This is a genomic window from Nostoc sp., from assembly GCF_036917455.1.
Lineage (GTDB): Bacteria > Cyanobacteriota > Cyanobacteriia > Cyanobacteriales > Nostocaceae > Nostoc.
Genome location: NZ_JBALDK010000066.1, coordinates 1 through 15870, shown reverse-complemented (window position 1 = coordinate 15870; position 15870 = coordinate 1). Strand labels below are relative to the sequence as shown.

Sequence of the window (15870 nt, the reverse complement as noted above, 5' to 3'; positions counted from 1 at the left end):
ACTTCATCAAACCACAAAATGAGCGATCGCTCTTGAGCAGATGGAGATAAAGTACTTTTAGATACTGTAGTCATAATTACCTTTTAAATTTATAATTTGTAAGTGTGTAACCGTTTGCATATCTTTCCCATATTCAATTTTAGATTTTTAATTCTGTCGTCTAACTTTAAATTTGGCGATTAAATACAACGCTATAGTCAATAAAAATTAACAATTATTCAAGTTAATAGTTGTATCAAAATACTGGATGCAATATAAAATGGCACAACTAGAACGACTGCTAAAAATGGCAGAAGATGAGTTAACTGAGTACAGCACTGATGACCGTAAAATGGAAAAACTACGGCGAAAAATAGGTTTATCAATCTCGGCAGCCGAACAGCGACAAGTAAAAGAAGCATTATTATCTAATAAACAATCTAATATAATTACTCAAATTGTGGAAGAACAAAGATAAACCGTAGCCTTACCATTTTGGGGAATTGCTGGATTGGGTTTGTTATTCGGAATTTCTTTAAATCAACCCTTCTTTTTATTAGCAGCGATAGTTGGTACTGTATCAGCTTACAGAATTCAGAAATGGGGTTGGCAATTACAGGCAAGGAGTCTATTGTTACAAACATTAGAAGATATTGAAGCACGTATTGCCCAACCTAAATAGATACACTTTATAGATAAGTTATCTCAGGGTGGTTGTGTCTGAATATACAAGCTAATTCAATAGTCACTCCATTGGCACTTCCTAAGTACTTAACAATTCCTTTGGAATCGCTGGAGCAAAAAAAATTAGATATTGGATTTGATTCAGATGTTTACGCTCCTGGGTTAAGTGCAATAAATGCTACATTATCCTTCCGCGTCTTGTAGAGAAGTAAAAACCAACAGCTGCGGTAAATTCATTAATGGAACTCACCTTAGTGGACACAATATTATTGCCTCTTCACAGCAATTGTGTAACTAGGTAGATGTGAGGAATCTGTTTGAGTTTTCACAAGTCGCCAGTCATTATCTATATATAAATTCTCAAAAATTTGAGAAGTTGCTAAGGATGTTTTTTTAAATTCACTAGCATGATTTATCTCTATGTTGTCTAAATTTAGAACTTTAGGCAAATCATATTTTGGCGAGTTCAGGTTGACTTTAGTGTTAACTATATTAGTAAACCAGTTGTAGACTGATTCTAAAGTTAGAGGAATTTCTCGATTTTGAAAAGCCTGAAATCTATCAATATTTTGAAGATACCATTTACCATTTTTAACTCCATATTTTTGGATTACCATGAAATCATAAGCTGGTAAACTTGATTGATAATTATGGGATAAAGAAGCCTCTTTTCCCATGAGGTAGCGAGCTACACTGGCACAGTAACCGTCATGCTGGAAAATTTGAAAGGACTGCTCTTGTATTCTTTTTGGTAAACTTTCATGAAACGATATGGTAGACCAGATTGGTGTCCAAACACCCACTAAAAGCCGTAGTTGCTCTGTAACGCTGAAAATAGGATTGTGTTGGCTCAACTTTATAAAATAGGGGAGTAATTCAGTTTTGTAAAAATTTATCTCGGCATTTAAATCTTCTGAATTTCGACCTTGAACTCGTGCCAAAATTTCTTTTTTAAACTTTAGTTTTTTTGGAGCGCTTAATTGATTTTTCAGCAAGAGTTCAAACATCACCATTTACCTTTTTCTCATTTTTTTAGATGACTCGGTGAGAATTAAAAACTGGTGAGTTTAATACTCATAAAGATATGATCTATTCTTTTATCTTGTAAAAAATAGAGTTTTTAGCTCCTTATTTTGACAGTTCTTAAATGTTTATGTGCTTGATACTATCTATTTTTACTGACAAAATGGTGTGATCCAGATCACTCTAAACTAAAATATATATGGTTCTTCAGTACCTGTTATGCCAAATTATTAGTTAAACATCAAAATTAGACTTTAAAATCAAGTTTAGAACGCTTAAGTCCCAAGAATTGCCTAAAATGTTAAAACCAATGCCTGCTTTTGTTGTGCAGCAATGTTTTCAGCTTTTTAGCAAATTAATTTAGCATACTAAGTACTGAAGAGCCATATATATTTATCGAAGAAGCATTTAAAAATCATGTATTGGATATATAGATATGTAGCGGCTACTCTTCGAGTTCTCCAACGGAGTACCAAGAAGCGTTATTAATTCACAAAAAATAAAGTGCGAAGGACAAAAATTTTGTTCCTTCGCACTTCATTGTTTATCTGAATAAAATTTCTATGATTCTCTTCCCGATGCCCAGGTATCACGCCATTTAACAGTACCTTCTTTGGCAATCACCCAGCGGCGATTTACCAAATTTTCCCGCAGAGGCGATCGCCCTTCCCGCCACATGGCATATTTATAAGCAATCAGCTTACCAGCACTTTCGTCAAAGGGAATTTCGGCAGACCAGGTATTTGAGTTGATGTACTCTAAAGGATATGCTTTGCTGATATCCCAGTTACCCAACTCTGGACAATCTCCTGTCACCACAATAATTTCACCGGGTTTGGTATCCACGCCATTGAGTTGGACGCGCACAATTGTTTGTGCTTTGATGCGTTCCCCAACGTGGCTGAAAACAATCACTCCCCGTTCTTGCAGTACTAGGTCATAAATCTTGCCGTCTTTGACTTCATACTTATTGCGAGTCACCACACAAGTATGTTCGCCATCAGGTAGTTCTGTGTCTACTTCTGGTAAGGTAACTTCTCCTCCCCGGTTTAAAGCTACAAAACACAGAGAATCACGAGAACGGCGCACATAACAGTAAACGTCGGGGGTCAAGTATTTTTGCCAGTGGCTACCCATTGACACGGCTGGATTCAGTCGCCGTAGACCAGACAGCAATCTGATACAACGATAAACCTCGCTATCAGTATCCCAATTTTCCATCATTGGGCGGTTATATGGGTCATTACCGCCATCAGTATCGTTATATAAATACTGTTCTGTGCCGTAATATATACAGGGAATACCGCGAGATGTCATAATTAAGGCGATCGCAACCTTCAGCATCGCTGGATCGGGGTTCAGCGATTGGAAGCGGGACATATCATGGTTATCGATGAAGGTAACTAACTCTGCTGCCCCGTTATAACGATAATCCTGGTCAAAAATGTATTGAATCGTTTCAAATCCCATTTCTGAACCTTGTCCCAGTGCGGCTCGAATTGCTACACATAGCCCAAAGTCTAGAAGTGTCATGCCTGAGTGGTTAACAAATTCTACCGAGCGCTCGTCACTAGGATTACTGTAAATCCATTCACCAAAAATAAATACATCTGGTTTGTGATTGCTCATCTCGCCGGTGAATTCTTGCCAAAACCAGATAGGCATGTGCTTGACAGTATCAACCCGCAGTGCATCCACACCCCGATCTAGCCATTGTTTAATTGCTGACTTGATATACTGCCGATATTCTGTATTGTTTTCATTGAAGGTTGCTAAACCAGATAATTCACAATTCTGTACTTGCCAGTCGTCTTCCCAGTTTTGCACTTCACCATAGTGGTGATACCAATTATTGGCATCATCATTGAAGTCAGCAATTTTAACACCATCATCATACAATTCACCTTTGCTGCCACTGGTATCAGGGCTGCTATGGTTGCAAACAATATCCAGCACCAGCTTCATATTGCGCTTGTGCAGTTCTGTAATTAACCGATCGAAGGTCGTATTTTTTTCTTCTTGGGTAGCATTTAAAGAAGGATTCTCGCCATCAGCAATGTAGCGAGGATTGAGCCGTTTAAAGTCTTTTGTCCAATAGCCATGTAGCGCTGCATTACCAACAAATAATTCTTCAACCTGCTCGAAGAGCGGAGTTAGCCAAAGGGCTGTAACTCCCATATTTTTCAGATAATCTAATTTATCGATAACACCTTGCAAATCACCACCCCAGTACTTACCCCAATCTTGTCTATTCGGATCGTACAATTCTGAGTTTGCACCTTCGCTATTATCTAGATCGCCATCGTAAAAGCGATCGACCACTAGAAAGTAAATGGTTTCTTGACGAAATTCAATATCTCTGGTGTAAAGAAACTCTAGGTCAATCTCAGTCTCTGATGGTGGCGTTTGTATAATAGCGTCTACTTTTTCTTGTGCAGAATCAACTTTGTATTGATCTGGGGAAAACTGAGATGGAGGGGTTTTTACCATAAAAAGACTCAAAATTTATGTAATTCACAGTTGTAGAACTAACAGTACAAAGATTTCGAGTATTGTGTGTTACTACAAACATCGGTATTGTGACATCCTGCTCGCGGTGTAGGTATCTATCGTTAGCTAGTTTATAATTCTATCGATAGATATAATTCATCTGCTAGAGGATAAAAACAAAGGAATATAGCAGTTATTAACGACAATAGCTTCATCACAAAAATTTACAATATTTTGGCTCTTGTGAAGCGGTTCCAGCCCTGATTACAAACCTTTGATTAATCACACTCATTTATTTATATTAAAATTTTTACAAAAATATCGCCGATTGCTTCGGAATATGTTTCAAATCATGATGTTGGCTAGTCAGTATTTGTAAAATCAGATTAATTAGCACTGGAGATTAGCTGTCAAGAAGGTTTCGTTATCTTTGTAATTTAACTAGGTATTCGCTAACTTTTTCTCTAGAAGATTCGCTCCATTGGTAAACTGACCATTGTCGCTTTAAATCTGTTATTACTATCAAGGATTAATTTAGGTAGCAATTATGACCAAGTATGACAAGGTTTTTAACTCACCAAAGACATCAGAGGAATCACTAAGTCCAGAGGAGGCGGTGGCGGCGATCGCAACTGTCACTGCGATCGCTGATTCATTGATTGAAGATGTAGATGCAGAAAGTTTAGCGGGTATCCTCTGGGAATTCGAGGTTTTTGAGGAATACTCAGAAGATGAAATCACTGAAATAGTTGATAGACTCATCTCCATTACAGAAGAAGAGGGAATTGGACCTCTGTTTAATGCGGCGAAAGTATCTCTCTCAGATGAATTAGTGCTGGATGGTTTTGCAGCTGGGGTAATAGTGCTTTTAGACGATGAACTCGCGATCGCTAAACCAAAACAAGCCTACCTTAAAAAGCTACAAGCAGCCTTAGAACTGGAAGATGAAGAAGCAGAGGAAATTATTAAGGAAGTAATTGCAGCCTTTAAAGAAGCAGAAGATGAAGAATATGCAGACGATGACGAAGATGAGACAGTAGTCATAGAAGATTTTAGCGAACAGACATATCAATCCCCCTTAAGTAATTTTACTGTGCCAATTCCGGTCGATCCGCAGCAGGGCGGTAGAATTCAAAGCCAAGAAGGAGTAGTTGGCTTTTCTGATGACATCGGTACTTTATTGAGGATCGATTATTATCCTTTCCCTCTAGAACAGTTAGAAGAACTACAATCTGTTGGACAAGAAGAATATTTACAAACAATTTTAGTAGACAAGTATGTACCCCAAGCGATTTTTGCTAATGTACCCGATGCTTCTGTGGAGTATACCGAATATCTGAAAGATACTTTGCGAGGTGCTTACTATGTGTTAATCGATATGCCCAAAGGTTCCACAATTTCTAAGCAAGAAAATAATGGAACTGCGATCAGATTAGATGCGTACCGAGGGCTGCTCACCTTTATCAGTGGTGAATTTTTGTATATAGTTAGTAGTCAGCACAGCTTTCTTGACGGCGAAACTCCCGATTCTCTGGAAGAAGAAGCTGAAGATATTAAGGAAAGTATTTTAGAGTTTGTTGAAACTATAGAGTTTGCTTAAAACATCTCCGTGGGTTTCAAACCCTTAACTTTTTCTGAGCAAAATCGGCGGTTAAAAACCACGTCTACACAGCCAACAACTACGAAGTGGGTTTAAATCCTTAGTCCACAGAGGTAAAATTTGGTTGTGTAGACGCAAATGACCTTCGCCCTGGCTTTACTCATGTGATGTACATTTGGAAAGGGCGATGTCTGACGACAAGCCCAGAGGCGGAGTGTCTCCGATGTCTATGCTTGTGATTTTTCATGACTTTAACCCTGCTAAACAATCGCTATCAAGTTATCCAGGTAATCGGCGCTGGTGGTTTTGGCGAAACCTTTCTGGCAGAAGATGTTCACATGCCTTCTCGCCGTCGTTGTGTTATCAAGCAACTTAAACCGATAACCAATAATGACCCGCAAAATTACCAACTTATCCAACAACGGTTTGAACGGGAAGCCGCAACCTTGGAGTATTTAGGTGAAAGTAGTAACCAAATTCCTAAACTCTACGCCTACTTTTCTGAGAACGGGCAATTTTATCTTGTCCAAGAATGGATTCACGGCCAAACTTTGACAAAAATTGTCGAAGCCAAAGGATTTGAGAGTGAAGCTGCTGTTCGGCAAATTCTCTTGAGTCTGCTATCAGTTTTAGATTATGTCCACAGTAAGGGCATTATTCACCGGGATATCAAGCCAGAGAACATCATTCTCCGTTCGATTGATAACAAGCCAGTTTTGATTGATTTTGGCGCAGTCAAAGAAACAATCCGTTCCGTAGTCAATCCTCCAGGATACCCCACGCGATCGCTCGTTATTGGTACGCCTGGGTATATGCCTAGCGAACAAGCTGTTGGCCGGCCAGTTTACAGCACTGATATCTACAGTTTAGGTTTAACGGCGATTTATCTGCTGACTGGCAAACACCCGCAAGAATTACTAACCGATCTCAAAACTGGGGAAATACTTTGGCAGCAGCACGTCCCTAACCTCTCTTCTCAATTAGTGGCGGTACTTAATCAGGCAATTAAGCCTCATGCTGGCGATCGCTACAGCACTGCTAGTAAAATGTTACACGCTTTGCAATCTGCCAGTAATATCCCTCCTGAGTTAGGTGCAAATACTCCCACAGCTAATTTTTATCCCACTGTGGCATCAACTCGACAAACCCAGCCATTATATTCGCCGCAAAAAAATTCTGTGATTCCAGGGTATTCCACTCCTGGAAACTGGCAAAAACCAACATTGATTGTTGGTACTTTGCTGGTAGGCGGCTTGATTGGTGCAGTAGTAATTCCTAACATCATTCGTCAGCAAAAACCAGAAACAACCATTGCCACAAGTTCTACCCCATCGCCAGAATCTTTACCCACTCCCGCATCCACCAAATCGCCCGTTTCTTCCCAAACTTCTCCGGTTCCGGTTGTACCCATCTCACGACCACGACAGCGAGTAATTCCCGCCCCTTTGCCAACCTTTAATCCCCCAGTTATATCCGTACCACAGCCAGAAAAAGAACCTGTAACTTCAGATACTCCAGCGCCAGAAGTGCGTTCTACACCACAGTCAGAACCAGAAAATGTTGCTGTTCCCACACCAGAAGTCCCTTCAGTACCACAGAATAACGATCGTCCGCCTAGCAAAGTAGCTGTTACTAACAATAGACAAAGTGTTCCCGCATTTCCTACAGGTACATCAAGAAGTGCCGTAGAAGCTACCCTTGGCAAACCAAATCAAGATTTAAGAGGCGCATGGGGTAAGACGCGTGCTGTTGTTTACAAACTAGTGCCAAACAAAATTGACCTTGGCTACTTATTCGATCGAAATTCTAAAGTGCTGCGTCAAACTGAGGTATCTTTTGCCCAATCGGTAGACCCACAGGTAATGGAGACTACCTTGAATGGAATGTTAGATGGTCAAGCTACTGAAGAAATTAAGCAGGGGCTTAAGCAGATACAACAGCGTCAGTCTGATAATTTTAGTTTTAAAAATGGCTCAGTCAAGGGTCAAATTATCCGCCAGCAATGCGATTTTATTTACATCAGCGTTTGGGATGCAAATTTACATGATTTTGTCAGTCCCTCGACGGCCAGACAGTGTTAAGTTCCTGTAACCCATTGTTCTCAAAAGTGAGATTTTTGTATCTTAGAAGACAGATTCATTATTGAATATAGTCTTGAAAAAACTGTCTTGACTGAACTACAATCAACATAATTTCGGTCTTCAGAAACACAAAAACCCAGTTTTTAGAATTGAGCGTATTTGCCTTTTAAGTTTTGCAACTAAACTGATGAAAATCTGTTTTCCCAATCCCCAATCCCTATCTTCCAACTGAGTTTCAAATTCTTAATCTTCATAAAGTTATAAATCCCATTATTAAGTTTTTAATAATACTTGTCTCAGCTTCTACATTAATGTCCTAAAGTGCGATCGAAATTGTGTAATCTGAAAGCAGCAAAGCTAAATTATTCAATTGAGGTCTGATGACTCCTACAATTATGCGTCAGCTTTGGTCAGTGGTTGAAACCGCTCAAGCCAAGCTCCTCTTGCAACTGGATGATGCTAGCTTGGTGCAGTGGTTAGTAAAACAAACCGAAACACAAGTGTTGTTAGATTCTAACGAAACTGATTTTCTGTGCCACTACATTGAATCTCGGCTAGCTCTTATCCGCGATCTTGCCCATGAACGTCAGTGTTCATGATAACAAAATCACGATTAATTGATTGATAGTCAAGTATTATTACTATTGACTATGGCTTTTTGAGGAAAATAACCTTCTACTAAGCAATCAGAGCCGACTACACGCCAACGAACACGTTCTAGAGACAACGCCTCAGTCATGGTAGTAAAACCCAAATCGCCCACAGGTGTGGGAGCAATGCTACCACCAATGATTTTTGGGGCAATAAATGCCAAAACTTTTTGCACTGCTCCTTGAGCGATCGCACTTGCAGCTAAAGTACCGCCACATTCCCACAATACGCTACAAAAACCCCGTTCATATAAGTACGCCATTGCCTTATCTGGTGTAAGCGATGTTAATTCCACGACTTCCACCCCAAGTTTTCGCAACAATTCTTGGAAATCGGGGTTAGCACCCTTCTCTGTCAACACCAAAGTTGGAGCATCGGCAGTTTGCCACAGATGGGCACTTTCCGGTAAGTTGAGATGGCGACTCATCACCACCCGCAGGGGATTATGTGCCTCTGCATGATGGCTGGTTAAATAAGGATTATCTTGTCTGACTGTATTACCGCCGACAATTATTGCATCGCAAGCCGCCCGCAATTGATGTACTTCATTACGGGAATCTTGGCTTGTTACCCAGGCGCTATGACCAGAAGTGGTAGCAATTTTGCCATCTAAAGTCATAGCATATTTTAAAATTCCTAAAGGTCGCTTGTAGAGAATGCGATGCACAAAAGCTTCATTTAGTTGATAACAAGCTGATTCTTCTACTCCTACCAACACTTCGATTCCCGCCGCCCGTAAACGGGCAATACCACCTCCCGCTACCAATGGATTGGGATCGACCATACCTACTACTACTTTTGCCACTCCAGCTTGGATTAATCCTTCCGAACAAGGGGGAGTCCGTCCGTAGTGATTGCAAGGTTCAAGTGACACATAGATTGTTGCACCACGAGCGCGATTTTCCTGGGGAGAGGCTGCGCCAACGCCTGCTGCTTGCAAAGCAAACACTTCTGCATGAGGCTCACCGGCCCGAGGATGAAACCCCTCGCCAACAATCTCACCATCCTTGACAATCACCGCTCCCACTAACGGATTTGGCGAAGTTCGTCCTAAAGCGCGGCGAGCAAGTTCTAAACACCGCAGCATCATGCGAGAGTCAAAATCAGTTCCGATTTTTTCTTTTATAACTGCTGACTCCACTAAATGTATATTTTCCTGAGTGTAATTTGGTAAGGATGCATCTGCTTGAGCGACCACTGGGGAATTATCCATAATTTTAGGCAACACTGTAAATATTCTGCACGCGATCGCACAGCCTTTCCACAGAAGAATCGCGCTTTGCTTCTGATAATTAAAAAGAGCGGGAAAGGGAAAAGCCCAACGGGAGCAACGCGAAAAAGTGAGATCCTCGTGAAATAGGCAGGGGAGGCAGGGGGAGCAGGGGGAGCAAAGAGGCATTTCTAGTATTTTTTACTACCGAAACAGACTGCTTCTACATTTATTTCTTTCTCTTCCCCTGCCTCCCCTGCCTCCCCTGCCTCCCCTGCTTACCCATCTCACTGTTAGAGCATTGCTCCCAGCCCAACTCTGGGAGGTACACTCCCATTCGGGTGGCAAAACGGCCTTCCCCTTTCCCTTCTTATAACTCCCACCCATTTACAGCGTCGCGACAAGTTCCTGTAAGCGATCGCGTCCATCACGAAAAACGGGCCAACCATCCCCCACCAGCACTGCTTCTACTTGACTCAGTTCTGCCAATCTGCAAACAGAAGCAACAGCCTCCTCTCGATTCAGCAGTTTGTCATCCGGCAGTATAGTTAAACTACCAGCTTTCCGTGCCCTGACTAAATCTCCTGTAATCAAAGTCGTCTCCTCCAGTAACAGAGCTAATTCACCGGGAGTTTTCGAGCCTTGGAGTTCAATTACTTTTAACCCAGGTACAAACTCTTCACCATCAGATAACCAGCGATCGCAATGTATAGGAAAAGTGTCTTTTTCTGCCACAGGGCCAGCTATCTTAGCATAAGTTTGATCGGCAATATCTTTACTTGCCCTAACATGCTCGGAATTCGTCAGCACAATCCAAACTACACCACCGAGGGATTTGAGATGATTCCAATCATGATTTGAGAGGGCTACTGGGTCAATCAAGATGTTTCCATCTGGGCGAATCCAGGCAATCCCATTGAAATCAATATTTCTTGCCGGATTGAAATTAGACCAGCTATAGAGATCGGGACGGTGCAAAGATTTCATGATGATTCTGGATCGTTACTTCACTAATTGACTATTAATATCAATAATTAAGTATATAGATTATGACGTTGCATTCCCTCTGAATCTGGAATTTGAGTATACTACGATAAATGTATCTGTATTATGGATTTTATAGAGATTCCCGCCTAAAGGCAATGGAAATCAACGGAGGTATCGGGTTGAGCAAGATTGAGCGTAAAAAAATATCAGCAAAGGCAGACCAATTTACAGAGTCGGTGATTCGGGAAATGACGCGGGTAGCACTGCAACATGATGCCGTGAATTTGGCTCAGGGGTTCCCCGATTTTCCCTGTCCTTTGGAGTTAAAGCAGGCAGCAAATGATGCAATAGAGGCAGATTTCAACCAGTATGCCATTACTTGGGGCGATCGCCCATTTCGTCAGGCGATCGCCAACAAAGTTCGTTGGTATCTTGGCTTAGATATCGATCCCGAAACTCAAATCACCGTCACTTGTGGTTCCACAGAAGCAATGGCATCCGTAATGCTAGCCACAGTCGATCCTGGGGATGAAGTAATTGTATTTGAGCCATATTACGAAAACTATGGCCCCGATGCGATTTTAGCTGGTGCTACACCCCGCTACGTGACACTGCATCCTCCCCATTGGACTTTTGATGAAGCACAGTTGCGTCAAGCTTTCAATGTCAATACCAAAGCCATTATTATCAACACACCCCACAACCCCACCGGCAAAGTCTTCACCCATGAAGAACTCACTCTAATTGCTGAACTTTGTCAAAAGTGGGATGTCTTAGCCTTTACAGATGAAATTTACGAACATATTCTCTATGATGGCACTCAACATATTGCCTTAGCGACCCTTCCCGGTATGGAAGAACGCACCGTTACCATCAATGGTCTATCCAAAACTTACAGCGTCACTGGATGGCGAGTCGGCTACATTTTGGCAAACCCCAAATTAACGGGAGCCATTCGCAAAGTCCATGATTTCCTCACAGTTGGCGCACCTGCACCATTACAACGAGCCGGAGTTGCCGCCATGCAACTACCACCATCCTATTATGAAGAACTAGCCAAACTTTATCACCATAAGCGAGACAGTATCTTACAGATTCTCGATCGAGTCGGCATTCCCTACTTCCTTCCCAAAGGAGCCTATTATGTTCTTGCAGATATTTCCAAATTTGGCTACAAAACAGATGTTGAATTCACTTACCATCTAATTAAAAATATTGGTGTCGCCGTAGTTCCTGGTTCCAGCTTTTTCAGCCAACCAGAAAAAGGCCACTCATTAATCAGATTTTGCTTTAGCAAAACACCTGAGACATTACAAACAGCGAGCGATCGCTTACTCAAACTTCAAGCCAGGCTAGAACCCACAGCGTAACATTCATTTCTTCTCTCTGCGCTCTCTGCGCCTCTGCGGTTCATTTCTCTTCAACATCCCAACTAGATTTTATCGCGATCGCCACCACCAGATAGCAAAGGAGTTCATAATCATGTTAGGGGAAGTTAAGTTATAGAACTTGCTGTTTAGCAGAAAAAGCTTTTGTCCTACCACAATTTTATTGAGGAAGTCATCAAAAATGTTACTGCATTTAAGTACTTGGCAAGAAGTGGAAGCTTATTTAGAGCAGTCACGGGGTATTATTTTCCCTATTGGTTCCACAGAACAACACGGGCCAACGGGGTTGATTGGTACTGATGCCATTTGTGCAGAAGCGATCGCTCGTGGTGTGGGTGATGCGACTCAAGCGATCGTTGGCCCTACAATCAATGTGGGGATGGCACTGCATCATACTGCTTTTCCTGGTACAATCAGTTTCCGCCCCAGCACTTTAATTCAAGTAGTGCGAGATTATGTAACTTGTTTAGCCAAAGCTGGTTTTACCAAGTTCTACTTTATCAATGGACACGGTGGTAACATCGCTACCCTCAAAGCTGCATTTTCAGAAACTTACGCGCATTTAGAAGATTTGCAGATTCCCAATGCCCAGCAAGTGCAATGTCAAGTCGCAAACTGGTTTATGTGCGGTTCTGTATATAAGCTCGCTAAAGAATTATATGGGAATCAAGAAGGTTCTCACGCAACTCCAAGTGAAGTAGCTCTCACCCAGTACGTTTATCCAGAGGCCATTAAGCAAGCATTCCTTTCACCAGAAGTTGCAAGCGGACACACAATTTATAGTGCAACTGACTTTCGAGTGCGTTATCCCGATGGACGGATGGGTTCAAATCCGGCTTTAGCAACGCCAGAACACGGTAAACAATTTTATGATTTGGCGGTGAAAGAACTTAGTAATGGGTATTTGGAATTTATGAACGCAGAATAAGGAGTCTTGAGTAACCTATACAACTGCATCAGGTTTCTTCTGCTTCCGAACTTCTAAATATATCCGTCCAAAAATATAATTGCTTTATATTGTAATTATTGATACAAAAACATTGGTAAAACATCTTTCATAAATTCTGCCAAATTGCCAAATAAGTTACCCTCACCTGAATTATTGCCTCATTTTTAGATAATATAAAATTAGCACAGTTAGACACAAATCTTGTTTTTAGTATCTATTCCAAATTAAGTCTAATTAGCTTTAGCACTAATAATTTTTACTTCAGATAAAATTTCCCCTTACTGAATAAACATCTTCTTTGGTAAGGGCTATTATTAAGGAATTTATATATTATGATTGCTACGTTGATTGTAGCTTGGATTGTCTTCATAATATTGTGGAAGTTGTTGAAAGCAACCCTGAAGAGTGCTTTCATTATTGCCGCAATTATTATTTTATTAAATATTAGTTTTGGCATCACTCCACAAGATATTTGGCTTCGCATAATGCATTTTACTCAAACTCTATCAAACATCCAAAGCGGCAAGTAAAAAAAATAAAACTTTCCGGAAATAGTGCTGAGTAAAAAAGTAAAGTTAATTGAATTCAACACAAATATAGGACTAGTATTTGATTTTTGAAATATGCGTAGGGTGCGTTAGCGTAGCGTACCACCCCAAGTTTATGGCGCGTTACGACGTTCCATCTAATATAACGTCAGTGACGCTCACTCAAGTCGAGAAACCCGCCCACACGACTGCCTCCCCTACAAATACTGGTATTTTTTCAAAAATCAAATATGATTCCTATATAAAGTTTTTAGCAAGCAATTCGTCGCTTTGAGCAACGTTTGTAGTAAGAACTTAAATCCTTACCACAAACTTTAATTTATTTACGCCTAGCTAATTGTAACCTTTGTTGGTCAATCATTATTTAATGCTGAAATCTTAGCTAATGCATCCTTAAAACTTGGTGGCAGCTGACGCATAATCTTGCCTCTTTCGCGATCTATAGCGACTAAAGTCACCTTGGCAGTAACATACAATTGTTGTCCATCAATTGAGACTATGGCATAATCCCAATTGATTCGGACACCAGTTACCTCAGCCATGCGGGTTTTTACCACCACTGTCATACCTAATTGAATTGAACGGTGATAGCGCAATGACATTTCTACAACTGGTAAATCGCAACCTATAGCGACTAAATCAGCAAATTCAATCCCTATAGATCGCAAGCATTCAATCCGCGCTTCTTCCATCCAAGCTATATAGGAACCGTGCCAAACAACACTAGAATAGTCAGTGTGGTGGGGTTGCACTCTCACAGGATATTCAAACCAATTCCCAAATTCATGACTTGATGGATTGTCAAGGGCGCTAGTAGGTGGTAATTCTGGTTGGCTAGGTTTTTCTTGTGACATTTTCACTTTTTTAAACACCTATAAATTTTCCAAATATTTAATAGCGTAAAAATTAATTGCGTTGTAAGACTTCTTGATTTAATATTTATACTTCCGAGTATGGGGAGTATTTTGTTATGCAGCCTAATCTCCGATATGTTAGTGTTATTACTTTAACCCTACTTAGTTTACTCGGTTTTGCGATGGCCTACCCAGACAATAACCAGGTAAGCACAAATGCAAGCTTGAGATACAACTCTGGAGAAAAAGCTCAATCTTTACTAAAGAATAATCAGCTTTCAGAAATTGAAAGGCTCAATGAAGAAGCTATCAAAGAATCTCGGCAAGGTCAATGGAAAGAAGCATTGCAGAGATTACAGCAAGCATTAGCTATCACTAGAGAACATGGAGAGCGCTCTTGGGAAGCAGTAACATTCAATAACATCGGCAGAATCTACCAAGGTGAAAGAAAGTATCCTGAAGCACTTCAATCTTATCAGCAAGCCTTATTAATTAATAGAGAACTTGGGGATCTAGTTCGGCTTGGCAAAACCTACAGTAACATAGGTTACTTATTTGACATCCAAAATCAACCAGAGCTAGCAATTTTTTTCTACAAGCATTGCTTAATTAATCGTGAGAAAGCTCGCTTAAATCCCTCAGCAATTAGTGCGTCACAACCAGATGCTTACAGCATAACTGTTAGCCAAACATATCGGATTTTGAGCGAACGATTACTCAAACAAAAACGTGTTGCGGAAGCACAAAGGATAATGGATTTACTCAAAGTTGAAGAGTTAGAAGAATATCTCCAGAATGTGCCAGGTAATCAACGGACTGTTAAAGGTATTAATATAGCAGCAACAGAAAAACCAATTAAACAAAAGTTGGATCAAACTCGTACCCCAAATGGATGATTATACAATTGTCCATTTAGCGACTCATGCAGCTTTTGTGGTCGGTAAACCAGAAGATTCGTTTATTTTATTTGGGAATGGCGATCGCGTTAACTTTAGAAATGTCGCTACTTGGTCACTCCCCCATGTAGATTTGGTAGTCTTGAGCGCCTGTGAAACCGGCTTGGGAGGGAAGTTAGGTAATGGTGAGGAAATTTTGGGCTTTGGCTATCAGATGCAACAAACTGGCGCAAGAGCCGCGATCGCCTCGCTGTGGTCTGTGGATGATGGTGGTACACAGGCACTCATGAGCGCTTTTTATAGTATACTTTCCACCGATAAGTTGACTAAAAGTGAAGCTTTACGGCAAGCCCAAGTCTCATTAATTACCGGAGACTGGAAGGTAAGAAGTCACAATTTACCCGTGGCGGCGGTTAATAATTTTAGTCACCCGTACTATTAGACATATCCTTAAAACAAAACTTGTGAGAAAATGATATATGAATAAATAAATTAGTGCAACAACGATGACGAGTCCTTTAATAAGAATT

General features: G+C 40.8%; 11 protein-coding genes and 2 pseudogenes. 8 read left to right on the top strand and 5 right to left on the bottom strand.

Features of this window, described 5'->3' with window-relative positions:
- Positions 1-259: 259 nt before the first annotated feature.
- Positions 260-661: pseudogene (locus V7K42_RS07625) on the top strand (hypothetical protein).
- Positions 662-929: 268 nt separating this feature from the next.
- Here the strand turns inward: V7K42_RS07625 and V7K42_RS07620 are convergent.
- A complete protein-coding gene (locus tag V7K42_RS07620) occupies positions 930-1676 on the bottom strand; it encodes a hypothetical protein (protein WP_334914984.1) in 747 nt (248 codons plus the stop codon).
- 571 nt (positions 1677-2247) lie between these two features.
- Positions 2248-4176, bottom strand: a complete 1929-nt coding sequence (locus V7K42_RS07615) for an alpha-amylase family glycosyl hydrolase (protein WP_334914982.1) — start codon at positions 4174-4176, stop codon at positions 2248-2250.
- A 547-nt stretch (positions 4177-4723) separates the two neighbouring features.
- Here V7K42_RS07615 and V7K42_RS07610 point away from each other — a divergent pair.
- The 3 genes from V7K42_RS07610 (at position 4724) to V7K42_RS07600 (ending at position 8456) form a co-directional block, all read left to right on the top strand.
- The gene (locus V7K42_RS07610) at positions 4724-5776 is read left to right on the top strand and encodes a hypothetical protein (protein ID WP_334914980.1); all 1053 of its coding nucleotides are present in this window, start codon (positions 4724-4726) and stop codon (positions 5774-5776) included.
- A 245-nt stretch (positions 5777-6021) separates the two neighbouring features.
- The gene (locus V7K42_RS07605; RefSeq protein ID WP_334914979.1) at positions 6022-7857 is read left to right on the top strand and encodes a protein kinase domain-containing protein; all 1836 of its coding nucleotides are present in this window, start codon (positions 6022-6024) and stop codon (positions 7855-7857) included.
- A gap of 380 nt (positions 7858-8237) precedes the next feature.
- Positions 8238-8456: a hypothetical protein gene (locus V7K42_RS07600; protein ID WP_334914977.1), complete on the top strand. Its 219-nt coding sequence runs from the start codon at positions 8238-8240 to the stop codon at positions 8454-8456.
- A gap of 29 nt (positions 8457-8485) precedes the next feature.
- On the opposite strand, the gene ribD is transcribed toward V7K42_RS07600, so the two are convergent.
- On the bottom strand, positions 8486-9721 hold the full coding sequence (gene ribD, locus V7K42_RS07595) for a bifunctional diaminohydroxyphosphoribosylaminopyrimidine deaminase/5-amino-6-(5-phosphoribosylamino)uracil reductase RibD (RefSeq protein ID WP_334914986.1): 1236 nt from the start codon (positions 9719-9721) through the stop codon (positions 8486-8488).
- Between the two features lie 384 nt (positions 9722-10105).
- Positions 10106-10705 (bottom strand): MBL fold metallo-hydrolase, encoded by a 600-nt coding sequence (locus V7K42_RS07590; RefSeq protein ID WP_334914975.1) that lies wholly within the window; start codon positions 10703-10705, stop codon positions 10106-10108.
- Positions 10706-10860: 155 nt separating this feature from the next.
- On the opposite strand from V7K42_RS07590, the gene V7K42_RS07585 reads away from it, so the two are divergent.
- From V7K42_RS07585 to V7K42_RS07575, 3 genes are all read left to right on the top strand, one after another.
- Positions 10861-12075: a pyridoxal phosphate-dependent aminotransferase gene (locus tag V7K42_RS07585; RefSeq protein ID WP_334914973.1), complete on the top strand. Its 1215-nt coding sequence runs from the start codon at positions 10861-10863 to the stop codon at positions 12073-12075.
- 199 nt (positions 12076-12274) lie between these two features.
- Positions 12275-13021 (top strand): creatininase family protein, encoded by a 747-nt coding sequence (locus tag V7K42_RS07580; protein ID WP_334914971.1) that lies wholly within the window; start codon positions 12275-12277, stop codon positions 13019-13021.
- 353 nt (positions 13022-13374) lie between these two features.
- Positions 13375-13572, top strand: coding sequence for a hypothetical protein (locus V7K42_RS07575; protein ID WP_334914969.1), 198 nt, complete (start codon positions 13375-13377; stop codon positions 13570-13572).
- Positions 13573-13943: 371 nt separating this feature from the next.
- Here the strand turns inward: V7K42_RS07575 and V7K42_RS07570 are convergent, their stop codons facing one another.
- Positions 13944-14444, bottom strand: coding sequence for an acyl-CoA thioesterase (locus tag V7K42_RS07570; RefSeq protein ID WP_334914967.1), 501 nt, complete (start codon positions 14442-14444; stop codon positions 13944-13946).
- A gap of 116 nt (positions 14445-14560) precedes the next feature.
- Here V7K42_RS07570 and V7K42_RS07565 point away from each other — a divergent pair.
- Positions 14561-15782 (top strand): annotated as a pseudogene (locus tag V7K42_RS07565) (CHAT domain-containing protein).
- The last annotated feature ends 88 nt before the right edge of the window (positions 15783-15870 follow it).